This window comes from Pseudomonas sp. CP-1 (assembly GCF_021213715.1).
GTDB classification, from domain to species: Bacteria; Pseudomonadota; Gammaproteobacteria; order Pseudomonadales; family Pseudomonadaceae; genus Pseudomonas; species Pseudomonas aeruginosa.
The window spans coordinates 58037-80060 of the sequence record NZ_JAJQKY010000008.1; the positions used below are offsets into that span (position 1 = coordinate 58037).

Genomic DNA, 22024 nt, shown 5'->3' on the forward strand with positions numbered 1-22024 from the left:
GCCTTCCCATGCCCGAAGAACATCTGTTCCAGGATGGGACCCTCAGCTTCCTGCCGACCCGTTTGAACCGGCAACCGGTGGTCATCGGCGGCCTGACCGCAGACGAAATGTGGATCACGGTCTTCACCAGCGGCGCAGCCGGGTTCGTTCTTGGCATCCCGGCTGCCTTGGTCGCAGGTAACGCTGCCTGCATTCCACTGGGCGCGCTACTGGTAGGCGCCCTCGGCCTGGGTATCGGCAGCCGCGTCCTGCGGCGGATGAAGCGGGGGCGGCCCGATACCTGGTTCTACCGCCAGGTGGAGATGGCCCTCTCGCTGCGCTTTCCCGCCTTCGGCAACCGTCGCCTGGTGACACGCTCCGGCGCCTGGACCAGTCGACGCACGGAGTCCCCATGAGTTTCAGAAAACACACCGCGCAACAGCAGGCTCACATCAACACGTTCCGGTTCATCACCGGCTTCCTGTGCATGGTCATCGTGGTGCTGGCCTACTGCCTCTGGGAAGCCCGCAAGGACCTCTGGATCCACATTCCGCCCGACTTGCGTTCAGGGAGCACCCGGTTGTGGTGGGACATTCCGCCGGAGAGTGTCTATGCGTTCGGCCTCTACATCTTCCAGCAGGTACAGCGTTGGCCCAAGGACGGCGAGGTGGACTACAAGAGCAACCTGTTCCGCTACGCCGCCTACCTGACGCCTTCCTGCAAAGTCTTCCTGGAGAAGGACTTCGAGTTTCGTCGTAACGCCGGCGAGCTCAGGGGGCGCGAGCGCACCACCTCGGAAATCCCCGGTCGGGGCATTGGCGAGAACGATGGCCGCGTGATCCAACACTCGATCAATGACTGGACCGTCAACCTGGACATGGACAGCACGGAGTATTACGCCGGCGAGAAGATCAAGCGGGCGCTGGCCCGCTACCCATTGCACGTCATCCGCGCCGATGTCGACCCGGAGACCAATCCCTTCGGCCTGCAGTGGGACTGCTACTCCGACACGCCTCAACGTATCGAACTCGAGGAGCCGGCCGCCCCCACCAAGCGGGAGGGAGGTCTATGATCCGGAAGTCGACAGCCACGCTCTTGCTGATGCTTGCCCTACCCGCACTGGCACAAGCGGTGGAGATTCTGCGCTGGGAGCGCATTCCGCTGGCCATTCCGTTGACGGTCGGCCAGGAACGCATTGTCTTTGTCGACAGGAACGTGCGAGTCGGCGTTCCTCGGGACCTGCAGGGCAAGTTGCGCGTCCAGAGTACCGGCGGCGCGCTCTACCTGCTCGCCAACGAGCCGATTCCTCCGGCGCGACTGCGTCTGCAAGACGCGACCAATGGCGAGCAGATGCTCATCGATATCGCCGCCACCGAGGCAGCGGCCGACCAACAGCCGCGCGAGCCGGTCAGGATCGTCGCCGGCGAGCCCGTGGCTCCGCACTATGGCCAGTCCCGGGAAGCCCAGCCATCGGCAGCAGCGAAACAGACCGAGCAGGCAGAAGCACCGAAGGCCGTGCCGCGCGAAACGCCCGTCCCCGTGGTTCTGACGCGCTATGCGGCGCAGATGCTCTATGCCCCGCTTCGCACGGTGGAACCGGTGGATGGTGTCGGTCAGGTGCGCGTCAAGCGACAGCTCGACCTGACCACCCTGCTCCCCAGTCTGCCCATCACGGCTACCGCCTTGGGCGCCTGGCGGCTGGACGACTACTACGTCACGGCGGTGAAGCTGCAGAACGCCAGCGCCCAGCACCTGGCCCTGGATCCCAGGGACCTGATGGGCAATTTCATCGCCGCAACCTTCCAGCACCCGTACTTGGGGGCCCGGGGCGACGCTTCCGACACCACTACCGTGTATCTGGTGACGCGCGGCCGCGGCCTTGCTGACGCGCTCCTGCCCTCCTCCATCAGCCAGATCGATCCCAAAGGAGGCCGTCGTGGCGCTGACCGGTAATCCCCTCCTGAAATTGCTGGTCGTCCCCGTCGTGATCGGCGCCATCCTGATCGGCGTGAGCATGATGGGCAAGAAGGAAAGTGCGCAGTCACAAGGCGCCGCAACCCCGACGGTAACGTCGGAAGAAGCGGCAACCCTGGGCATCGACGGCGACACGCCCGCCGACACACTACGCACCATCGTGGCAGAAAGCCGGCAGCTCAAGGACCAGATCAGCAAGGTGATCCAGGAGAATGACTCGCTCAAAGCCGCCAATGAGAACCTGCAGGGCCGCCTGCGCAACATCGATCAGAACATAGAGCAGAAGCTCAACAACACCGCCCAGGAGCTGCAGCAACAGCAGGAGAACCGTAGCCAGACGATCCTGGACCAGGTACAGAAACGGCTCGAGAACTTAACCCACATTCCCGAGGCCGGCGACACCGACCTGCCCGTAGGATTCGGCGTGCGACCAGAGGATGGCCAGCACTTTCAGGGAGCGGGCTCGTCGTCATCGGACATCGTCTGGATCGAGCCCCAGGACGCCCGCGCGGTCGATGCCAATGGCCAGCCGCTGGCCGCCGGCTCCACCACCCAACCGAGCGGATTCAGCTTCCCGACCTCCTTCGGCAACGCGGTCGATCGCGGCCAGAACGCGCTGGAGCGGATCGATGACGGGCTGCACCCCGTCGGCCAACAGCGATCCGACCTGGAAAACCGCAAGCTCGTCCGCAAGACCTACACGCTGCCGCAGAACTCGACGCTCATGGGCTCGGTGGCCATGTCTGCGCTGATCGGTCGTGTGCCGGTCGACGGGACGGTCAATGATCCTTACCCGTTCAAAATCCTCATCGGCCCGGACAACCTCACCGCCAACGGCATCGAGCTGCCGGACGTCGCCGGCGCGGTAGCCAGCGGGACCGCCTCGGGCGACTGGACACTCTCCTGCGTGCGTGGGCAGATCCGCAGCCTCACGTTCGTGTTCAACGACGGGACCGTGCGCACCTTCCCGGCGCCGGCCGAGGAGGTGAATGACAACCAGAGCAACAACAACCAGACCGCCAGCGCCGACCAGAAAACCATCCAGGGCGGCCTCGGCTGGATCAGCGACCCCTACGGCATCCCATGCATCGCCGGTGATCGCCGATCCAATGCCAAGGAGTACCTGGGCAATCAGAGCCTACTCACGGCTGCCGGGGCCGGCATCGCCAAGCTCCTGGACGCCGACGAGAACAACACCAGTACCGTCTTCAGCGGCAACGGCACCAGCTTCGGGACGACCGGAACCAACAGCAACTCGGCCCTCAACAGCATCCTCTCCGGCGGCGTCAGCGACATCCGGCAGTGGATGAACAAGCTGTACGGCGAGGCCTTCGCCGCCGTCTACGTGCAACCTGGCGCACGGGTCGCCGTGCATCTCGATCAGCAACTGGCGATCGACTACGAACTCAAGGGCCGCAAGGTCGACTACAGCTCTGGAGCCGCTCATGCAACAGCAGACCTGGACTAACCCCCTTTTTCGTCTCTGCGCCGGCCTGGCCTGCGCGCTAACCCTGGCAGCGTGCTCCACCAGCAAGGAGGAGATGCTGCCCCACGGCGAGGCCAACATGCTCGACGTCTGGGAACAAGGTGCAACCAGCTCGATAGGCAACAGCCGTGGCCGGCTACTCCTCGATGCCAGGCAAACGCTGCGGCGCCCGATCGATCCGCAGCAGGTTGCCTCCGCGAACGACCAGGCCGACTACACCCGCACGGCCAGCAACGAGATCCACAGCCAGTTCAAACGACTGCCCAATCCCGACCTGGTCATGTATGTGTTCCCGCACCTAGCCGGCAGCGATCCCGCCCCGGTACCGGGCTATACCACCGTGCTCCCCTTCTACCAGCGAGTCCAGTACGCCATGCCGGGCGAGCGCACGGAGGACTACTGATGGGCCTTTTTCAAACCCTTCTGCGCGGTCGCACACAGCCTCAGTCGGTACCGGCAGACGCTCCCGAAGATTCAGGAGCGCTGGACGTAGCGGCCGTGGAAGAAGCGACTGAGCGCTATCTGGCGCGACTGGCCGCCATGGGTATCCCTTTACCCAACACCGGGAGCAAGAATGGCGCCACGCAGGCTGAAGCGTCACGCCTCTACGATCACGACCCATCGTTCGTCGACCTGCTGCCCTGGGCCGAGTACCTGCCCGACGAACAGGTGATGCTCCTGGAAGATGGACGTTCGCGTGCCGTCTTCTTCGAGCTGGTGCCCTTGGGCACCGAGGGTCGCGACCCCAATTGGATGCAGAACGCCCGGGACGCACTAAAGGAAGCCCTGCAGAACTCCTTCGACGAGCACGAAACCTCGCCCTGGATCATCCAGTTCTACGCCCAGGACGAGATCAGCTGGGACAATTTCCAGGAGCAGTTGAGGCAGTACGTCCATCCACGAGCGCGAGGATCGGCCTTCAGCGAGATGTACCTGGCGCTCATGAAGCATCACCTGGAGGGAATTTCGAAGCCGGGCGGACTGTTCGTCGACACCGCCGTCAGCAAGCTTCCCTGGCGAGGACAGCAGCGCCGCGTGCGGATGGTCGTCTACCGCCGGATCCGCAAGGCGGATGCGCAGATTCGCGGACAGGACCCGGCGGCATATCTGAAATCCATCTGCGAGCGTATCCAAGGCGGCCTGGCGAACGCCGGCATCGTCGCTTCGCGCATGGGCGGCCAGGACGTCAGGAACTGGTTGATCCGCTGGTTCAACCCGCACCCGGATCATCTCGGCAAGACCGATGCGGACCTACGTCGCTTCTACGAGTTGGTGTGCCGACCGGACGAACCGATCCTGCAGGACGAGTTGCCACTGGCCGACGGCACCGACTTCTCCCAGAACCTGTTCTATCGGCAGCCTGTTTCCGATGCCACCCAGGGCGTATGGCTCTTCGATGCCATGCCGCACCGTGTGATCGTGGTCGACCAGTTGAACAAGGCGCCGCTAACAGGCCACTTCACCGGCGAGACGCTCAAAGGCGATGGCCTCAACGCCCTGTTCGATCGCATGCCCGAGGACACGCTGCTGTGTATCACCATGGTGGTGACGCCGCAGGACATGCTGGAAGGGCATCTGCAGCAGCTCTCGAAAAAGGCCGTTGGTGACACCCAGGCCTCGATCCACACCCGCGAGGACGTGGCCACCGTTCGCCGCCTGATCGGCCGGGAGCACAAGCTCTATCGCGGTTCGATCGCTCTGTTCGTGCGCGGCCGCGACCATACCCAGTTGGAGGAGCGCTGCATCACCCTGAGCAACGTGCTGCTCGGCGCCGGCCTGGTGCCGGTTGAACCGCAGAACGAAGTGGGACCGCTGAACAGCTACCTGCGCTGGCTGCCCTGCAATTTCGATCCGAACGAGAAGCGAGCGCTGGAGTGGTACACCCAGATGATGTTCGCGCAGCACATCGCCAACCTGTCCCCCATCTGGGGGCGTACCACCGGTACCGGACACCCTGGCTTCACGCTGTTCAACCGTGGCGGCGCACCCTTGACCTTCGACCCGTTCAACAAGCTGGACCGGCAGATGAATGCCCACGGCTTCATCTTCGGGCCAACTGGCTCCGGCAAGTCGGCGTCCCTGACCAACCTCATCTGCCAGATGCTCGCCATGTACCTGCCGCGGATGTTCGTCGCGGAAGCGGGCAACAGCTTCGGCCTGCTGGCCGACTTCGCCAAGCGGTTTGGCCTCTCGGTCCACCGGGTCCGCCTCGCCCCGGGCTCCGGCGTCAGCCTGGCACCGTTCGCGGACGCCATCAAGCTGGTCGAGAGCCCCGACCAAGTGAAGGTCCTGGACGCCGAAGACATCGAGGCCTCGGACTCGGTCCAGGGCAGCAAGGCCGACCTCGAGGACGACCAGCGAGACATCCTGGGCGAGATGGAGATCGTCGCCCGCCTGATGATTACCGGCGGCGAAGAGAAGGAAGACGCGCGCCTGACCCGTGCCGATCGCAGCGCCGTCCGCCAGGCGATCCTGGCGGCGGCCAGGACCTGCGCCGCCGCGAACCGCACGGTACTGACCCAGGACGTGCGCGATGCGCTCTACGAGGCCTCCAGGAGCGATGGCACCGCGCCAGAACGGCGCGCGCGCCTGGCCGAAATGGCGGAAGCCATGCAGATGTTCTGCATGGGTGCCGACGGCGAGATGTTCAATCGCGAAGGCACGCCCTGGCCTGAAGCCGATCTCACCGTGGTGGATTTCGCGACTTACGCGCGCGAAGGCTACGCCGCCCAGCTCGGGATCGCCTACATCTCGCTGCTGAACACCGTAAACAACATCGCCGAACGCGACCAATTCAAGGGCCGGCCCATCGTCAAGATCACCGATGAGGGGCACATCATCACCAAGCACCCGCTGCTGCTGCCCTACGCCATGAAGATCACCAAGATGTGGCGGAAACTGGGCGCCTGGTTCTGGCTCGCCACCCAGAACATCGACGACATCCCAGCCTCCGGGGCGCCGATGCTGAACATGATCGAGTGGTGGTTGTGCCTGAACATGCCCCCCGACGAGGTAGAGAAGATCTCCAGGTTCCGCGAGCTGTCGCCGGCGCAGAAGTCGATGATGCTCTCGGCCCGCAAGGAAAGCGGCAAGTTCACCGAGGGCGTGCTCCTGGCCAAGGGCAAGGAGTACCTCTTCCGCGTGGTTCCCCCGAGTCTCTACCTGGCTCTGGCCATGACCGAAAACGAAGAAAAGAACCAGCGCTACAACATCATGCAAGCCACCGGCTGCGACGAGCTCGAGGCGGCCTTGCAGGTCGCAGCGGATCTCGACCAGGCGCGCGGCCTGCCACCCTTCCCCATTGTTTTCCCAGACCAACCGGCAGTGGAGTGCCAGGACGAATGAGAGCTCTGAATTCGCTGACCCAGAACCTGATCGACAACCTGACCCAGATCCTGCAGAACCCCGAAGAAGATGCCCTGCAGACGCTCAGGATATGCGCTCCTGTACTGATCGAGGAGCTGCAGCAGATTCAACTGAGGGCGGTCGATCGCCGGGACATAGTCCCGCAGATAAAGCAGCTCCTGGATGAATGGCTGCAACAGCATCCACAGCCTGATACGGCCCAACAGGCGCTCATCGAGGCCGTGGACCGTGCGGAAATCCTACAGCGGAGGCAAGCGTGAGACTGTTGAAGGGCGGCTGGGCAGCGAAACGATTTCAAGGTCCCGCCCTGCCCTGGGCGGGGCTGCTGCTGGTCTTGCTGGCTGCATCCGCCATAGGGGTCGAGCTTCTGGTGAAGGGGCTGCCAGCCAACCACAGCCTCTACGGCGATGCGAAAGCGCGCTGGACGATCAATGAATACGCCGACCTGGAGTGCCCCTTCTGCAAGGTCTACACCCCGCGGCTTAAGCGCTGGGTAGACAGCCATCCGGACGTGAACCTGGTTTGGCGGCATCTTCCCCTGCAGATGCATGGCGAGGCGGCCCGCCATCAGGCTCGCCTGGTGGAGTGCGCGGGGATCCAAGGCGGCGCCAAAGCCTTCTGGAGCGCTATCGATGCGATCTTCGCTCAGTCGGCCGGCAACGGGGGCGGGCTGGCTGGCGGCACATTGGACTTTCCTGAACTGAACCAGGCTCGACTGGAGAAATGTGCGAAAGACAACGAACTTATTGACTCAGATATCAAGTTGGACATCGACATTGCACGGTCGAAGGGCATTACAGCGACCCCGACCCTCGTCATCCGGGACAACCAGACGGGACGAAGCGTGAAGCTTGAAGGCATGGCCGACGAGACCACGTTGCTGTCGGCGATAGACTGGCTAGCCAAGGATCTCTAGCGTCGCGCCAAGAGACTCTTGGCTAAGAAATCGGCGAGGATTCCAACATCCCTCTTTTGGGCCTCCAGGATGCCCTGCACTTCACCTGGCAGAACCTCGACCTCCTCCCCATCCACAATCTTTACCATTCTCTTGCGGCCGGAGCTGGTGAGGCTAAGCCTCAACTCCATTGCCGGCCGAGCATTGATGTAAATGCTCTCGAGCAAGCGCTCCATGACTTCGACCACTCCTTAATATCAATTAGCCAGCTACATACAGGAATTATGCTACCCAGGACATGCAGGCGTCACCCCTACTTATGTACGTGGCAGCGCTCGATCACGGCTCGAAAAAATACACCACCTACGAGTTGATGATTTCCTGCTGCCCTATCGGAAGTGATCCTGTCTGCTGTCTGTACCTTTCTAGAACCGGTACAGACCCATGCCTCTTCATCACTCCCCCCCTGGCCGGCGGCCACAAACGCTGGCCGTTGGCGTACTACTGGTACTGCTGAGCGGTGCGAGCCAGGCCGAAACCTGGGTCATCACCGACAAGGCTCATCCGGTCTCTGCCACCGGATCATCGCGCGTTCCGCTTCGGGACGCCCCTGGAACACCTCGAGAAACAACTGACTGCGGCCTTGTCCCAGGATCCCCGGCATTTCAGCGGTAACCTTCCAACACAGCGCAGATTTTTCCGCCATACCTACTAAGTTTCACAGTAAATCCTCCTCATCAACTCCTGGCTCTGGGCTATAGGTATTTGCAGTAATCACACAAGAGCAGGGGATCATGGACCGAGTTATCATCGTCGGCGGCGGAGTAGGTGGCACCATGCTCGCCAACCTTCTCGTGGCCAGGCTCTACGCTGAGGTCCTCAGCGGCAGAGTGCAGGTGATGCTGCTATCGGATTCGCCCGATCACTACTACAAGCCGGCGTTCATGTACGTCGCCTTTCAGCAGTTCTTCCTGGAAGATCTGAAGCGACCGGAACGTTCGCTGTTGCGCCCCGAAGTGGAGTTCCGAGTCGACCAGGTGGTCCGCTTCGATTTCGCTCGCCAAGAACTGCATACCCGCAGTGGCAAGCGGCACGGCTACGACTATCTGGTCATTGCCACTGGCTGCGTGCCGGCTCCCGAGCGGATTGAAGGCCTGAAGGAAGCCGGCGAGCACTTCTACCAGTACCAGCCGGCGCGCCGGCTGGCGGAGCGCCTTGCCAACCTGGAATCGGGCCGGATTTTCATCACGGTGAGTTTCCCGAAAACACCGAACGTGCCCCACCAGTGCGGGATCGCGCCTGTGGAGACCACCCTGATGCTCGATGACTATCTGCGCCGTCGGGGCGTCCGCGAACGTGTGGAGATCGTCTACACCTATCCCACCACTGCCCAGCTGCTACGCAACTGCCTGTTCCTGCAACGGCCAACCTGCGAGATCCTGCCGAGTCTATTCGAGCAGCGTGGCATTCGTTTCCAGCGTGGTTTCACCTTGGCCAGGGTCGACCCCGAGCGGCGCATCGCCTATTCCGAAGAGGGCGATGAGCAGCCCTTCGACCTGCTCATGGCGACGCCGCCGATTCGCGCAGTGGATGTCGTCAGGGAGTGTGGCCTGTCGCAATCCGCCGCCGACGAAGGCTGGTTGCCGACGAACCATGAAACCTTGCAGGTGTATGGTACCGAGCGGGTGTATACCCTGGGCGATACCGTCGATCTACCGGTGAGCAAGGCCGGAGGCGCCTGCCACAACCAGGCGCCGGTGATCGCCAGCAACATCGCCGCTGAGATCCGCCTCGGCAGCCCTTGCGCAACCTACGACGGACGGGTTCAGGCCGTCGCACAGATGGGCCTGAACACCGGCATGCCGCTATGGTACGACTACAGGCACGACGTCCAGCCGACCCCGCCAACCAAGCTTGGCGGTCTGTTGCGCCAGGGTTTCAATCGCGGGCTGTACTGGGCGGTCGCTCGCGGAATGCTTTGACCCCACACGGGGAGGAGCCGACATGGATAGCCATCAGCAGCCTCGCGACGCGGCGCAGGCCGATATTCCCCTGTTCCCCCAGCAGACCCGGGAGGGCCTGCAGGCCCTGCTCGACAAGCTGCAGCCACTAATCGAGGGCCACCGCCTGGACAACCTGGTCGACCTGCTCTCGCTACTTTCGGATCTCATCGACCTGCTCGACCCGGCCATGGTGGACAGGCTGGCATCGCTCTTCGAGCAGGCCACCAATGTCGGCTGGTCCGTCGGCAACGCAGTGCGCGTGGCCAAGGCCGAGGTGCTGCGTGAGCAAGCGCCGAACCTTAAAGACCTATTGCGGCTGTTGCGCGATGCCGATACCCGACGCGGCCTGGCGCTAGCCCTGGGGACCTTGCGCAGCCTGGGGCGCCAGCTTGCCGCCGAGCAGGAGATCACCCATGGTGCGTGACGACCAGCTCAGCCGTGCGAACACCGAGACACACTGGGATCCTTCCGCCTACATGCAGTTTGCCCGGCTACGCCAGCGGCCGGTGGTCGAGCTGCTCGATCATATCGAGATGCACGCCCCCCAGCGGATTTATGACCTCGGCTGTGGCACCGGCATCGCCACCGAATTGCTCGCCCGCCGCTGGCCGGATGCCGAGTTGCACGGCGTGGACAGTTCCGCGGAGATGCTCGCAGAGGCGGCGCGTTTGCCGATCAAGGCATCCTGGGAACGTGCAAACCTGCAGCACTGGTGTGCCGAGAGTCCGGGCAGCCTGATATTCGCAGCGGCGGTGCTACATTTCATCGAACGCCACGGAAGCCTGCTTCCGCGCCTGCTCGGGCAGTTGAGCCCCAGCGGCTGCCTGGCGGCGCACATGCCGAACTGGCGCGATGCATCCTGGTATCGCCTGATGCTCGACGCGCTGGACAGCGCCGGTCCCGCTGGCTCTCCACTCGGCAGCCCAGCGCTGCGCTACCTGATGCAACAACGCAATGTGCTGTCCTTAGACAACTACTACCGCCTGCTGGCACCGCTCTGCGCAGAGGTAGATATCTGGGAGACCGAGCACCTGCAGGTGGTGGATGGTAACGACCCGATCTTCGACTGGGTGAAGGTGTCAGCCCTGCGTCCGGTGCTCGGCGAGTTGGACGAGGAGGCCCGGCGGCGTTTCCTCGACCGTTACCTGGAACTGCTGCACCGTTACTACCCACGGGAGCTAGATGGACGAACGCTGTTCCCGTTTCGTCGCGTGTTCATCGTCGCCAGCCTTGCGCCACTGAAGACTCGGGCAAACTTCCGCCCTAAGGATGAAGCTTAACCCCTGGCGTACAGAACTAAGCAAACAACCGAAAATCCGCTAGAAAAATACTCCGTCGTCGCACTGATGATTTCCTGCTGCCCCATCGGAAGCGATCCTGTCTCCTGTCTGTACCTTCCTCGAACCGGTACAGACCCATGCCCCTTCATCACTCTCCCCCTGGCTGGCGGCCACAAACGCTGGCCGTTGGCTTACTACTGGTACTGCTGAGCGGCGCGAGCCAGGCCGAAACCTGGGTCATCACCGACAAGGCTCATCCGGTCTCTGCCACCGGATCGTCGCGCGTTCTGTTTCTGGATGCCCAGGAACACCTCGAGGAGCAACTGACTGCCGCCTTGCCCCAGGATCCACAGCATGCTCAAGCGGCGTTTAAGCGATTGCTACAAAGCCCCGATGGGCGCCGCCTGCAGGCAGAGCTGGTCAAGGCACAACAAGACGTCGCCGATGCGTGGAGTCTCGGTGTCGAGAAGATCCCTGCCGTAGTAGTCGACAGGCAGTACGTGGTCTACGGCGAACCGGATTTTTCGCGCGCGCTTGAGCTGATCGCCAAGGCCAGGAGGTCGCGCTGATGACCAGCCACAACCTCCGCCGCCTGGCAGCGGCGGTCGCCACCTTCAGCCTCTCGTTCACGGCCTCGGCCGCGATCAACAGCGCCGCCATCGTCTCCTCCACCCTTTCCCCTCAGTGCCTCGAATACAAGGTCGTCGGGATCTGCTACTGGCTGCTCTGCGGCCCACATGGCTGCAAGGTGAAGACGTCGGTCAAGGTCCGCCACTACGTGCCTGACGCAGTCGTCTCCAGCTACGCGAATACCGGGAGCAACCCCTGGACCGAGGTGTCGGCGCTAGGCACACCGAGTCCACTCGCTCAGGCCGGCAATGACGCGACCACCAACTACAAGGCCGAGAACAGCATCGGCCGCTTCAAGGAAGCGGATGTGATCGGCCATCCTGGCGGGGCCACGTTCAGCCGGTTCGCCAGCGCCTCTGGGTACGTTTGCCCTGGCGCCACCTTCCCGCTGGTGCCGTACTTCCTCAGCACACTGGACGCCATTGGCTGGCGGCATGGAATTCCCGAGCAGGTGTACCCCGAAGCGTTGGTCCCAGGGCTGCGCGAGGTGGGTGGAATCTTCTCCGGCGACATGTGGGGGAACCTCTATCCGCGCAGCGGATTCCTGCACCAGACCGACGACTACAAGACGGCAGCCGTCATCGCCCAGCGCGCCGGCGACATCACCACGCGAATCGGCCAACTCCACGTCTACCTCCCCATGCGCGCAGCCCCCAAGGACGGCTACTGGCCGGCGGGCGAGCTGAAAGAAGGCGATGCCTCGACCGGGAAATGGCAGGAGCTGACCCCATCCCTGAGCCTCAACTGCGCGGTGTTTCCCAACTCAGGGCCGAAGACGCAAGCCGTCGACGGCGATTACGCCTGGGCGCTCTGGCGACCCTACTCCTGCTGCCAGCGCAAGGGGCAGATCTTCCTCGGCAGTACCGACTTCCAATAAGGACACGGAGACGAATCATGCGAATGAACATCACCTCGGTCGCACTGACGTGGCTGCTCGCAGCGCAACTTGCCCAGGCCGACGACCCGATCAACGTGTCCAAGACCGGCACGGTGCTCAGCGACGAGGTCCTCTACAGCATTGGCGGCGGCAGTGCGGTGAGCATGGGCAGCGCCGGCCAGATGGACTCAATCGGCGTCGGCTTCGGCTGGAACAACGACATGATGTGCGGAAACATGAACCTGAGCACCACCTTGGAGAACCAGCTCAACGGTGCCACACAGGGTTTCCAGAACATCATGGGCTCAGTCATCCAGAACGCGACCGGCGCGGTCATGTCGCTGCCGGCGTTGATCATCCAGCGCGCGAACCCTCAGCTCTACAACCTGATCACCAATGGCATCCTACAGGCGCGGATTGACTACGACCGCTCGAAAGGGACTTGCAGAGCGATCGCCGAGAAGATGGCCGACATCGCTGGCGAGCAGACCGGCTGGGGGAAAATCGCCGAAGGCCAGGCCCTGGGAGCCACGCTGGCCTCTGGCGGGAAAGACGCCGTATCCGCCCTCGAAGCGGTGGAGAAGAAGGGCGGCAACGATGGCGTAACCTGGGTCGGTGGAGACAAGGCCGGCGGCTCCGGCCAGAAGCCCATTCGCATCGTCAACGACGTGACCCGGGCGGGCTACAACCTGTTGACCAGCCGCTCGGTGAATGATTCGTCGAGCGTGCCTTCCGCCACTTGCAACAACGGCCTGGTCTGCAACACTTGGTCCTCCCCCCAGGAGGCCGCCGCATTCGCCACCCGGGTACTGGGGGAGCAACAGCAACAGACCTGCGAAGGCTGCCAGAAGACGGTGACGGCTGCTGGCGTCGGCCTCATCCCGCTGATCCAGGAGACCTACGACAAGAAACTCCAGTCGCTGCAGGAACTGCTGTCGAAGAGCAAACCACCGACTGCAGAGAATCTGGCTGCGGCCGGCACCGATGCTCTGCCAATTACCCGCGGCGTCATCGAGGCGCTGCGCGACGAGCGTGACCAGGACGTCCTGGCGCGCCGCCTGGCGTCCGATGTCTCCCTGATGGACGTGCTCAGCAAGGCACTGCTACTGCAGCGCCTGATGTTCGCCGGCGCCAAGGAGCCCAACGTCGCCGCCAACGGCCTGGCCACCCAAGCCGTCGATCAGCAGACCAGCCTCCTGCAGCAGGAGATCTCCAATCTCAAGACCGAACTGGAGCTCCGTCGCGAGTTGGCCAGCAATTCCCCCATGCGGGTCATCGAGCGCGGGCAACAACGCGCCTCAGGGTCCAGTGGCGTGTTCGAGTCGGCGCCCGATGCTGATCGCCTCGATCGCCTGCAGGCCCCCTCTGCCGCCGGCGGCAAGTCGGGAGGGAGACCGTGATGGCAGATACGCTCACCACCCGAAAGCTTCTCGGCCAGCTACTGGTCGGAGTGCTGATCGTCATCGGACTAGCAGTGGTCGGTACGCTGCTCAGCCTCTTCGCCCTGAACCACTTCGGTGGCATCCAAGGCCTGGAGGCCTGGCGGCAAAGCAACTACTGGAGCTTGTTCGCCTGGCGGACGCTGCTGTACTGCGCCCTGGCCATCGCCTGGTTCCGGCTCAAGCAGCGCAAGGAACTGAGCGCGCATGAGCGGCAGCGCATTCGGCGGATCGAGATCCTGGTGCTGTTGCTGGTGCTGCTCATCGAATTCAGCAAAGCCTACTTCCGCACGGGAGGCGCAGCATGACCTTCATGACCAATGACTACCTGGAGTATTACCTCACCCTCCTCGGCTGGATCATCAACAACGGGATCTGGAACATGATCTCGGATACTGGCCTGTTCGCGGTGCCCTTCGCTGCCATCGTGATGCGCGAATGGCTGAAAGTTCGCGGGGAAGGCGCCGACGAGGGCAACAAGGGCGTGCTGTCTCTGGCCCGCATCGAGACGCACATCTACGTCGGCTACATCGTGGTCGCCCTGGCGGGGATCCCGGTCGTCAACGTGAGCTTCGACACCATCGAGTTCGACCAGACTCGCGCCCAGCAGTGCCAATACAATCTGCCGGCACCGGCGGACACCGGCTGGTCGAGCTCCTTCAGCAGCCTGGCGGGCAAGAGTGCGCAGATGCCGCTCTGGTGGGCGATGATGCACGCCCTGTCCAAGGGCTTCACCAGCGGCGCCATCGCGGCCATTCCGTGCGGCACGGATCTGCGGCAGATGCGAATGGAAGTGGACAACACGCGCGTGAACAATCCGCTGCTGGCACAAGAAATCGCTGATTTTTCCAGGGACTGCTACGGGCCTTCCCGTGCGCGGCTGTTCATGCGGCAACCCGACCTGGGCTCCGTCGCCGAGGACAACAAGGCGTTGCAAGACCTGAACTGGATCGGCTCCCGATTCCTGTTGAACACCCCGGGGTACTACGACACCGACTACTCGAAGAGTCCCCGTCAGTCGTGGCCCTACAACGCCACCCGCGATGCCGGCCTGCCTCAGGTGGGCGGTGGTGGCGGCTACCCAACCTGCAAGCAGTGGTGGGCTGACTCAGGGATCGGCTTGCGTGATCGGATCAAGGACCAGGTGGATCCGGACCTGATGACCAGCTTCTTCAAGTGGGCGAAATGGTTGAACCAGGACGAGGTGACCGAGGCTGTCATTCGCCAGGTGATCTCACCCTCCAGCCAGGTCAAGGGTAACGTCTACACCGATTACGGCGGGCAGGTGGGCGGCACCGTCTGGAACGGCATCGCGAGAACCGCAGGAACCTTCGGCGTTGCGCTGGGCAGCCTGGCCTACTTCCCGGCGATGGACATGGTCCGCCAGGCACTGCCGATGGTGATGTCGTTCCTGAAGATGGCAATGGTCATCTGCATTCCGATGGTCCTGGTCATCGGCACCTATCAACTGAAAGTTGCCATGACGATGACGGTTGTCTTCTTTGCGATGATGTTCGTCGACTTCTGGTTTCAGTTGGCCAGATATATCGACAGTACGATACTTGATGCCTTCTATGGTTCGGGATCACCGCATCTTTCGTTCGACCCGGTCATGGGGCTAAATACGGCTACTCAAGATGCGATCTTGAACTTCGTTATGGGTTCTATGTTCATTGTTTTACCACTACTGTGGATGACCGCGATCGGCTGGTCCGGAATTCAAACAGGGTCTGTTCTGAACGGATTGAGCAGAGGGACTGAAGGAGTTCAAGCCGCCGGCAAGGAAGCAGGAAATAGAGTTAAAAACGCAGTTTGAGAAATTATAAATCCATTACCGGGTTCTAGTCCCGGTAATGGTGTGCTGCCTGATAGTCAAACAGCTCTGCTACAGATTCAGTTTCAGCTTGTGAAGTCATAGTTGAGACATCTCGACTTGGAGACCCTTTAGAGACGGGGATGTCCCCTTTAACCAAGGCAAATCCCACCAGAAAGACACATAGTAGAGTCATTGATATCCCAGCAAGCCACATAAAATTCTGTGACACTACAAGAGCCGCTAACAAGAATAGGCTAACTCGCTTAACCCAACGTAGAGCTGGACGGCGGTCATGCAGGCAGGAACGCACAAGCATACCCAGACCAAAACCGATCCGGGAGGCAAAACCTTTGTTGGTGTGCGCGTTCATCATCAATCTCCTGGCTCCCAAAGGGAGGCATCCTGCTATCACCTATACGCCAAAAAAGATGATCTGGCAAGCCTTATGGCATATTATGCCACTAGCTATCTGCCGACTGGAGCACCTCATGGCAACTCGAAACGTCGTCCTTCCCGATCCGCTGGAGCAGGATATCAACGAGCTGGTGGAGACCGGCCGCTATCAGAATCGCAGCGAAGTCATCCGGGCAGGCTTGCGCCTGCTGCTGCAACAGGAAGCCCAGAATAGCGCCAAGCTCGAAGCCCTCCGCAACGCAACATCCAGTGGCCTGATGCAGTTGGAGCGCGGCGAGTACGACGAGATCACCAGCGACGACCTGGCCCAATACCTCGACGAGCTCGGCAACCAGGCGAGCCACTGAAGCATGGCCAAGTACCGCATCTCCCATGATGCCCAAGCGGACATCGTCGATATCCTGCGCTTCACCCACAACCGCTTCGGCGATGCCGCGCGCCGACGTTACCAGGCGCTCATCGGCGCAGCGCTGGAGACAGTTGCGACAGACTCACAACAGGTAGGCAGCATCAGCCGTGAAGAAGTGGGAGCTGGCCTGCGCAGTATCCACCTCATTTACTGCCGCTCGATGCCCAACGTCGGTAAGGTTGTTCGGCCCAGGCACTTCGTCTTCTACCGGGTGGCGACAGACCAGGTGCTCGAGGTGGTTCGCGTGCTTCACGACTCCATGGATCTGGATCAACACCTGCCCCAGCGATGAGCGACTGTAGCAGGAGCAAATGGCCCAAAGGGGAAATGGGCTTGAAGGGCGAAGGGAATGGTTCACAAGGGTAAAAGCCCTACCCGAAAGGGCCTGCCGCAAGGCAGAAATGGCTGCGTTCGCATCAGCGAACACGAAAAGGCTACGGCTTTACTCCCACGAACAGGTCATCCCATGGTGACCTGATAGCTTAAGATCAAGAACAATTAAAACTGCCATATTAAGAGAGGCAGCAGCCGGCCAAAAGCGGTCACCCGCTAATGGCCGTGTCGATTAGAAGGGGAGCAAAACTACATTCAAAAATATTGAATTGATGGACATTGCGAAAAAATTTGAAGAAAATGAACATCGGATCGGATACTTCCATCGTATATTTCCTACCCTCTGAATAATAAATACACTCTCACTACGGTGCTACCCTATGACACTCCTGACCTATCGCCCTGCCAAGCCCGATGACGCTGCCTTGTGTATAAATATCCGAGGCTTAACGCGAGAAAATGCATTTTCAGAAGAAGAGCTGCGTGAACTCGGTATTACTGTCGAATCTTGGAGCAAGGGTATCCAAGATGGCAGTTGCCCTGGTTTCATTGCCTCTGTGGAAGGGCAGATGATTGGCTATTGTTTTGGAGATCGAGACACTGGTGAAATTGTCGTTTTGGCCCTATTACCTGAATACGAAGGTCAAGGAGTCGGCAAAAGGCTGCTCGCGATGGTGATCGAGGAACTAAAAAAACATGAGTTTCATCGCCTATTTTTGTCTTGCTCCAGTGATCCCAACGTTCGTTCTTATGGCTTCTACCGACGCCTAGGATGGAGCCCGACAGGAGAAAAGGATGAGTACGGTGATGAAATCCTTGAAATCAAGTTAAAACATTATTGAGATTTGCCAAACAGACTACAGCTCTATCAGTCGTGGGCGGTAGGGCGAGTGAATTGCGTCTGAGCGTCTGCTATGGGGCTTGTAACTGCCTTTCGCCAGCAGCAGCAATCGGCCAAGAGCTGACATTCAGCGACACCACTCTCTACTTCATGTACCAATTCACACTGCCTTGTTCGCTATCCCTCGTAAAGACAGCTATCGATCACCGAATCGCCTCTGAAGATTTGTTAGCTCACGGCCTTTGCCAAAAATTTCTGCAATGACTTGTAGGTCGTCATGGGTCAAGGTGGAGGCATCAACCTCTCGAAGAACCGCATGCGTACCCAACTGATGCGCCAATCGCGCGAGGTTCGCCTTTATCGTTATAGATGAACATTTGGGCAGGTTATTCAGAAGAAGTAATGCAATATCAAAGCGACTGCTTTGATCCGCCAGCTGTAGGCAAAGCTTTTCCAGTTCCTCGTTGGCAGCGGCAGTAGTTTCTGGCGCGGAGGGTAGTATGGTGAGGCCGACAGCCAGATTAATAAGTTCTCGAATTCCCGGCTTGCTACTGAGCGATGAAATCTGCCGCCACAAACGACGTCGCCCTTGATCGGCAATCTCTGGGCTGAGTACCGCTTGCTTGAGTACAGCATAGGCATCCTCACCTAAGGATTTTCTCCACAAGGTAAGGCCATGATCGGGGAGTTCACTTGTACCGATCTGACCCTTCGCAACTATTTGAATTGTTGCTGCCACCTGCTCAGTCGGGGCCAGATTTTGCGCGGCGTTCATCCAGACTCTTTCCAGCCACTCCACTTCGCTCGTCGCCTCCCAATTGATCACATCGGGCATCGCTGCGATCTGGTCTGCTGGAAGAGCTCCGGTAGTGCGTGCCAAGAATTGCTCTGCCTCTGCAGGGTTGGTTCTCCAGATGAGATTTGCGACCTCCATAAGCGCATTCTCATGCTCGGCTCCAACGATGCCATCATGAAGCATTGAATCAAGCGAATGGAGCAGTCCGCGCTTCGCTTCCTGGGGGAATTTCCTTGCAACCTGGATAGCACTATCAAAGATGATTTGCGGGCTGTAGCCCGGATGGACCGCTACTGTGGTGGGCCAGGTGCCAGCGAAATACTGATGTAACAAATTGAGTTGGGCAGGATAGCTACTAGCCCCAGTGAAGGTGTTGTGCAGACAAGCCGCCACCGTCGCCGGCTCAGCATGAAGGTATATCTTCGAAAACCCTGGTAGCAGGGCTTCGAGGTCCGACACAGCACTGCTGACCTTGGACGGAAGCTTACTCAGAGCCTGAACTAGATGTGCCTTGAGTTCGCCCGAATTCCAGCAATCTGTCGGAATCTCCTGGGCTGCAATTTGGTACAGCTCGTCAAAGGAATCCGGTGGGGAGGCCAAAGTAAACCCGCTATCAAAATAAGCAGCGATTTGGCTGCGCACGGTTTCTGGTAGCTGTGTATAGCTTCGGAAAAGCGTCGCACAGCAAGACAAAGGAAGAGAATCAGCAAGCGCTTGGATCCACTGCGCGCTTACGCTCGCGACCAGTGTCTCGTCGCGCCGAATGACTCCCTCGAAGAGTGCCACGGCATCCTTTTCGTAGGCTTCACCAGTTGCCAGATTCGCCGCGAGATGGGCAAGTTTCGATTTCGCTTCGTTAGTTAAATCTTCAAAGCGGGAGGAAGCGACATGCAGCAGCCAGCTATAGCCGCGGTCGTATTGAGTTTCCGGTTCTGGATGCATGATTAGGAGATCGGCGACACCAATCAGGCAATCAGACAAGGGTTTAGAACCGGCCAATTTCTGAGACTGCTCCAATACTGTCAGCGCGCTACCTTGTAGCTCGCTTGACGGTAGAGGTAGATACTGGCTCACCAACCTCCATAGGACAGCCCGGCTCTCCTCACCAGCCTGTGCGAGGCCAGCGAACAAACCATCTACGCGGTGCGCAGCGAGAACCAAGTCAATGTCCGTACTCCTGCCTGCCTCAACCTCAGCAGCAAGGAGCGAAGCGTAATCAGCACCCAACATGTCGAGGAGCATTTCTTCATGAATTACCAGCCAGTCCTCAAGCTGGCTAAAGCTGAAGTGATACGGGGTGGCACCGAAATTGACATCACGAACTTTGAGCCACTCTATGAACGCTCGATCTTGCTTGGGAGGCAAGCCGTGCCCTTGGCGAACCCTCAACACAATCGAACAAGCCTGGAGCACCATTTCTTTGGCCTCACCTAAGCTTGGGCTCTGCAGAGTCTCCAGATTAAACTCAAATTTATGATTGCTGGTGAGCAGGTCCTCGATGAGTTCCGCCGCAATCTGGCGCTGCTCCTGGCTATTGGCATCCTCCAAGATCGTACCGATCTTGGACAGTCCCACCATAGATCTCAGATCGATGGATCCCGCCAGCTCGGTGCACAATGGCCCCAGAATCAAGCGCCGGGTTCGTTCTGGTAGATGTTCCAGAAGATTAGCTACGACGCGCATAGCGTTGTGTCGACGACTCAATGTCTCGAGATGCAAGTCGCTAATCATTTGGTGCAGCAAGAGCGCTTGATCCTCACTGAGCACAACCTTATCTGCACGCGGCGAAAGCTGCTCAATGACTCCCTTCGTATCTCCTGACATCAACAACCCATAAAGGGCGCTGGCTCCCGCACCAAACTTACGGCTGATTGGATCTTCGGAAAGCAGTAGTAGGCTCTGTAGCGAGTCCGGCCAACGAACGCCCACAAGGCTGGCTAAGAACTGTCTTAGATCCCTGCAGCCATCTCTTACTTTCGTTCCATGATCATCATCGTGCGTGACATAACGCTTGAGTAGCAGCGGTCGAGCTTCAACAGGTTGTTCCTGCACCGAATCACCATTCACCAGAACGGCTGTCAGCCTGCCGAGTAGCTGAGGATCTTCCTGCAGGTCACGATAGAAATCTGGGAAGCTCACTCGCGCTGCGCTTAAAGCACCTAGTGAGATCGGATGCCCGGTCACTGCATGTTCGTGCAATCCGCCTGGCAAATCACCTGAGCTCCCTTCCAATTCGCGTCGTTTGGCCAACCACCACGACTGCGCGAAAGCATTCACAATCTGTAGGGCGTTACGGGGATCAATCACATTCACGTGGATCATTCGATCGATCACCTGTTCAGGGCTCGAGCCACGGGCCTTGAGGTCGGTAACGATTTCCTCGAATGACGAAAGATGTGTGAGCGCGAAATGACGCATGTCGCTGCGAGGTGGTGGTGGAATCTCCAAGCGGAACTGAAAGATTCGATCTAGATAGCGCCGCGCATCAGTGTGGGTAAAGACGGTACCGGGCTGCTCAGGATTTCCGCGGCCGCGCGCCAGGGCGTCTGCGACTTTAGCCTCATCACACGAAATCACGAAGACGAGCCCGAGACCCGGAGGAAGCTTCTCGGACGGGATCTCCATGAACGCTCGGACGGCATCCAGGCCCAAAACCATCTCCTCTGCAGAGAGCCGATCCAGATCGTCGACGAAGATAACGAGCCGCTCACAGCGAACCGCCTTATTGAACAATCCCGATGTTGGTTGTTTGAACTCCTTCAACTGTTCCAGCAACATCTCCTCGTATTGCTCGGCGCTTGCGCTGGGTAACGAAACCTTGGTGATAGATCTGTAGCTATCAATCTTCGAAGGTTTGAGGTTCTTCAACAGGTAACTGTATGCACCGGAGATTGCGACAACAAAAGCCGACTGTACGAGCGAGTCATCCCAAGGGAGGTATTTGAGCCCAAGCCATATCAAGCCGAAGAGGGCCAGCATGGCAACCAGAAACGCCGGCAAGGGCATCGACCAGGCTCGCCACAACTGACTCGCGTATTCTCTCCAGCCTTTCCATTGCTCCTCTGTGCGGGTCACGTTTCGGAAGAGTTTGTCGTGTAGTGCCTGTTCATCTCCCCCTAACTCGAGGAATACGTGCCGAAGAAGAGCACGCTTGATGTCCTGGTCTTTGCCCCCGAAGCGCCAAGCGTTAAATGTGATGCTCTTGAATCGATCCTTTCTAGGCACGCCACTTGATGAGGCTGACGCATCGTCTTCCAAACCTCGGGTGTACAGCTCCTTGATTGAGCTTTTACCGGTACCCCATCCGCCTAACAACCCGATGCTGAATGGAGGGGCATGGCGGCCAGACTCGATGAGGCTTCGCAAGGCTTGAGAAAAATGCCGGTGGCCAAATGCATCCTGCTTTTCGCTGGCAATTTGCCGATCAAGTACCGCCGGCATCGACCCACGTGCTTCATGCATATGTAAAGCTCCCTCATTTATGGG

Annotated in this window: 22 protein-coding genes; 19 read left to right on the forward strand and 3 right to left on the reverse strand. The window is 60.0% G+C overall.

The window, feature by feature from the left end; genetic code table 11:
* Nucleotides 1–8: 8 nt before the first annotated feature.
* Genes LT948_RS17330 through LT948_RS17365 form a run of 8 tightly spaced genes read left to right on the forward strand, consistent with a single transcriptional unit; the run spans nt 9 to nt 7721 of the window.
* A complete protein-coding gene (locus LT948_RS17330; RefSeq protein ID WP_023104914.1) occupies nt 9–395 on the forward strand; it encodes a TIGR03750 family conjugal transfer protein in 387 nt (128 codons plus the stop codon).
* Entirely contained in the window at nt 392–1051 is a 660-nt protein-coding gene (locus tag LT948_RS17335) for a PFL_4703 family integrating conjugative element protein (RefSeq protein ID WP_023104915.1), read from the forward strand. The genes LT948_RS17330 and LT948_RS17335 overlap by 4 nt, the downstream gene beginning before the upstream one ends.
* The gene (locus tag LT948_RS17340) at nt 1048–1932 is read left to right on the forward strand and encodes a TIGR03749 family integrating conjugative element protein (RefSeq protein WP_209038466.1); all 885 of its coding nucleotides are present in this window, start codon (nt 1048–1050) and stop codon (nt 1930–1932) included. Before LT948_RS17335 ends, LT948_RS17340 begins: the two co-directional genes overlap by 4 nt.
* The gene (locus LT948_RS17345) at nt 1916–3421 is read left to right on the forward strand and encodes a TIGR03752 family integrating conjugative element protein (protein ID WP_003121021.1); all 1506 of its coding nucleotides are present in this window, start codon (nt 1916–1918) and stop codon (nt 3419–3421) included. The genes LT948_RS17340 and LT948_RS17345 overlap by 17 nt, the downstream gene beginning before the upstream one ends.
* Complete coding sequence (locus tag LT948_RS17350; RefSeq protein WP_023104918.1) at nt 3399–3842, forward strand: TIGR03751 family conjugal transfer lipoprotein; 444 nt, start codon at nt 3399–3401, stop codon at nt 3840–3842. The genes LT948_RS17345 and LT948_RS17350 overlap by 23 nt, the downstream gene beginning before the upstream one ends.
* On the forward strand, nt 3842–6784 hold the full coding sequence (locus LT948_RS17355) for a conjugative transfer ATPase (protein WP_023104919.1): 2943 nt from the start codon (nt 3842–3844) through the stop codon (nt 6782–6784). The genes LT948_RS17350 and LT948_RS17355 overlap by 1 nt, the downstream gene beginning before the upstream one ends.
* Entirely contained in the window at nt 6781–7065 is a 285-nt protein-coding gene (locus LT948_RS17360; protein ID WP_003086159.1) for a hypothetical protein, read from the forward strand. The genes LT948_RS17355 and LT948_RS17360 overlap by 4 nt, the downstream gene beginning before the upstream one ends.
* On the forward strand, nt 7062–7721 hold the full coding sequence (locus LT948_RS17365) for a DsbA family protein (protein WP_023104920.1): 660 nt from the start codon (nt 7062–7064) through the stop codon (nt 7719–7721). Before LT948_RS17360 ends, LT948_RS17365 begins: the two co-directional genes overlap by 4 nt.
* On the opposite strand, the gene LT948_RS17370 is transcribed toward LT948_RS17365, so the two are convergent.
* A complete protein-coding gene (locus tag LT948_RS17370; RefSeq protein WP_003108468.1) occupies nt 7718–7936 on the reverse strand; it encodes a hypothetical protein in 219 nt (72 codons plus the stop codon). The genes LT948_RS17365 and LT948_RS17370 overlap by 4 nt on opposite strands.
* A 558-nt stretch (nt 7937–8494) precedes the next feature.
* On the opposite strand from LT948_RS17370, the gene LT948_RS17375 reads away from it, so the two are divergent.
* The 8 genes from LT948_RS17375 to LT948_RS17410 all read left to right on the forward strand — a co-directional run bounded on the left by LT948_RS17375 (nt 8495) and on the right by LT948_RS17410 (nt 15745).
* Entirely contained in the window at nt 8495–9682 is a 1188-nt protein-coding gene (locus tag LT948_RS17375) for an NAD(P)/FAD-dependent oxidoreductase (RefSeq protein WP_023104921.1), read from the forward strand.
* A 22-nt stretch (nt 9683–9704) separates the two neighbouring features.
* Entirely contained in the window at nt 9705–10127 is a 423-nt protein-coding gene (locus LT948_RS17380; RefSeq protein ID WP_023104922.1) for a DUF1641 domain-containing protein, read from the forward strand.
* Nucleotides 10117–10983, forward strand: coding sequence for a methyltransferase domain-containing protein (locus LT948_RS17385; protein WP_023104923.1), 867 nt, complete (start codon nt 10117–10119; stop codon nt 10981–10983). The genes LT948_RS17380 and LT948_RS17385 overlap by 11 nt, the downstream gene beginning before the upstream one ends.
* A gap of 137 nt (nt 10984–11120) precedes the next feature.
* Nucleotides 11121–11552, forward strand: coding sequence for a TIGR03757 family integrating conjugative element protein (locus LT948_RS17390; RefSeq protein WP_209038467.1), 432 nt, complete (start codon nt 11121–11123; stop codon nt 11550–11552).
* Entirely contained in the window at nt 11552–12490 is a 939-nt protein-coding gene (locus tag LT948_RS17395; protein WP_209038468.1) for a TIGR03756 family integrating conjugative element protein, read from the forward strand. Before LT948_RS17390 ends, LT948_RS17395 begins: the two co-directional genes overlap by 1 nt.
* Before the next feature lie 17 nt (nt 12491–12507).
* On the forward strand, nt 12508–13890 hold the full coding sequence (locus LT948_RS17400; RefSeq protein WP_023104926.1) for an integrating conjugative element protein: 1383 nt from the start codon (nt 12508–12510) through the stop codon (nt 13888–13890).
* The gene (locus tag LT948_RS17405) at nt 13890–14237 is read left to right on the forward strand and encodes a hypothetical protein (protein ID WP_119562175.1); all 348 of its coding nucleotides are present in this window, start codon (nt 13890–13892) and stop codon (nt 14235–14237) included. Before LT948_RS17400 ends, LT948_RS17405 begins: the two co-directional genes overlap by 1 nt.
* Entirely contained in the window at nt 14234–15745 is a 1512-nt protein-coding gene (locus tag LT948_RS17410; RefSeq protein WP_023104928.1) for a conjugal transfer protein TraG N-terminal domain-containing protein, read from the forward strand. Before LT948_RS17405 ends, LT948_RS17410 begins: the two co-directional genes overlap by 4 nt.
* Nucleotides 15746–15770: 25 nt before the next feature.
* On the opposite strand, the gene LT948_RS17415 is transcribed toward LT948_RS17410, so the two are convergent.
* Entirely contained in the window at nt 15771–16115 is a 345-nt protein-coding gene (locus LT948_RS17415; RefSeq protein ID WP_079278484.1) for a hypothetical protein, read from the reverse strand.
* Between the two features lie 118 nt (nt 16116–16233).
* Here LT948_RS17415 and LT948_RS17420 point away from each other — a divergent pair, with 118 nt between their 5' ends.
* From LT948_RS17420 to LT948_RS17430, 3 genes are all read left to right on the forward strand, one after another.
* Entirely contained in the window at nt 16234–16506 is a 273-nt protein-coding gene (locus LT948_RS17420; RefSeq protein WP_003086148.1) for a type II toxin-antitoxin system ParD family antitoxin, read from the forward strand.
* Nucleotides 16507–16509: 3 nt separating this feature from the next.
* Nucleotides 16510–16860 carry a type II toxin-antitoxin system RelE/ParE family toxin gene (locus tag LT948_RS17425; RefSeq protein ID WP_209038469.1) on the forward strand — a complete coding sequence of 117 codons (351 nt, stop codon included), beginning with the start codon at nt 16510–16512 and terminating at the stop codon, nt 16858–16860.
* 421 nt (nt 16861–17281) lie between these two features.
* A complete protein-coding gene (locus tag LT948_RS17430) occupies nt 17282–17743 on the forward strand; it encodes a GNAT family N-acetyltransferase (RefSeq protein ID WP_079278485.1) in 462 nt (153 codons plus the stop codon).
* 195 nt (nt 17744–17938) lie between these two features.
* On the opposite strand, the gene LT948_RS17435 is transcribed toward LT948_RS17430, so the two are convergent.
* On the reverse strand, nt 17939–22000 hold the full coding sequence (locus LT948_RS17435; RefSeq protein ID WP_023104930.1) for a KAP family P-loop NTPase fold protein: 4062 nt from the start codon (nt 21998–22000) through the stop codon (nt 17939–17941).
* Nucleotides 22001–22024 lie beyond the last annotated feature (24 nt).

What these genes read in the sequence shown, in the direction of transcription:
- LT948_RS17380 (WP_023104922.1), top strand. Translation starts at nt 9,705, where the DNA reads ATGGATAGCCATCAGCAGCCTCGCGACGCGGCGCAGGCCGATATTCCC.
- LT948_RS17425 (WP_209038469.1), top strand. Translation starts at nt 16,510, where the DNA reads ATGGCCAAGTACCGCATCTCCCATGATGCCCAAGCGGACATCGTCGAT.
- LT948_RS17360 (WP_003086159.1), top strand. Translation starts at nt 6,781, where the DNA reads ATGAGAGCTCTGAATTCGCTGACCCAGAACCTGATCGACAACCTGACC.
- LT948_RS17420 (WP_003086148.1), top strand. Translation starts at nt 16,234, where the DNA reads ATGGCAACTCGAAACGTCGTCCTTCCCGATCCGCTGGAGCAGGATATC.
- LT948_RS17355 (WP_023104919.1), top strand. Translation starts at nt 3,842, where the DNA reads ATGGGCCTTTTTCAAACCCTTCTGCGCGGTCGCACACAGCCTCAGTCG.
- LT948_RS17385 (WP_023104923.1), top strand. Translation starts at nt 10,117, where the DNA reads ATGGTGCGTGACGACCAGCTCAGCCGTGCGAACACCGAGACACACTGG.
- LT948_RS17375 (WP_023104921.1), top strand. Translation starts at nt 8,495, where the DNA reads ATGGACCGAGTTATCATCGTCGGCGGCGGAGTAGGTGGCACCATGCTC.
- LT948_RS17395 (WP_209038468.1), top strand. Translation starts at nt 11,552, where the DNA reads ATGACCAGCCACAACCTCCGCCGCCTGGCAGCGGCGGTCGCCACCTTC.
- LT948_RS17415 (WP_079278484.1), bottom strand. Translation starts at nt 16,115, where the DNA reads ATGAACGCGCACACCAACAAAGGTTTTGCCTCCCGGATCGGTTTTGGT.
- LT948_RS17430 (WP_079278485.1), top strand. Translation starts at nt 17,282, where the DNA reads ATGACACTCCTGACCTATCGCCCTGCCAAGCCCGATGACGCTGCCTTG.
- LT948_RS17370 (WP_003108468.1), bottom strand. Translation starts at nt 7,936, where the DNA reads ATGGAGCGCTTGCTCGAGAGCATTTACATCAATGCTCGGCCGGCAATG.
- LT948_RS17400 (WP_023104926.1), top strand. Translation starts at nt 12,508, where the DNA reads ATGCGAATGAACATCACCTCGGTCGCACTGACGTGGCTGCTCGCAGCG.
- LT948_RS17340 (WP_209038466.1), top strand. Translation starts at nt 1,048, where the DNA reads ATGATCCGGAAGTCGACAGCCACGCTCTTGCTGATGCTTGCCCTACCC.
- LT948_RS17330 (WP_023104914.1), top strand. Translation starts at nt 9, where the DNA reads ATGCCCGAAGAACATCTGTTCCAGGATGGGACCCTCAGCTTCCTGCCG.
- LT948_RS17335 (WP_023104915.1), top strand. Translation starts at nt 392, where the DNA reads ATGAGTTTCAGAAAACACACCGCGCAACAGCAGGCTCACATCAACACG.
- LT948_RS17350 (WP_023104918.1), top strand. Translation starts at nt 3,399, where the DNA reads ATGCAACAGCAGACCTGGACTAACCCCCTTTTTCGTCTCTGCGCCGGC.
- LT948_RS17410 (WP_023104928.1), top strand. Translation starts at nt 14,234, where the DNA reads ATGACCTTCATGACCAATGACTACCTGGAGTATTACCTCACCCTCCTC.
- LT948_RS17435 (WP_023104930.1), bottom strand. Translation starts at nt 22,000, where the DNA reads ATGCATGAAGCACGTGGGTCGATGCCGGCGGTACTTGATCGGCAAATT.
- LT948_RS17405 (WP_119562175.1), top strand. Translation starts at nt 13,890, where the DNA reads ATGGCAGATACGCTCACCACCCGAAAGCTTCTCGGCCAGCTACTGGTC.
- LT948_RS17390 (WP_209038467.1), top strand. Translation starts at nt 11,121, where the DNA reads ATGCCCCTTCATCACTCTCCCCCTGGCTGGCGGCCACAAACGCTGGCC.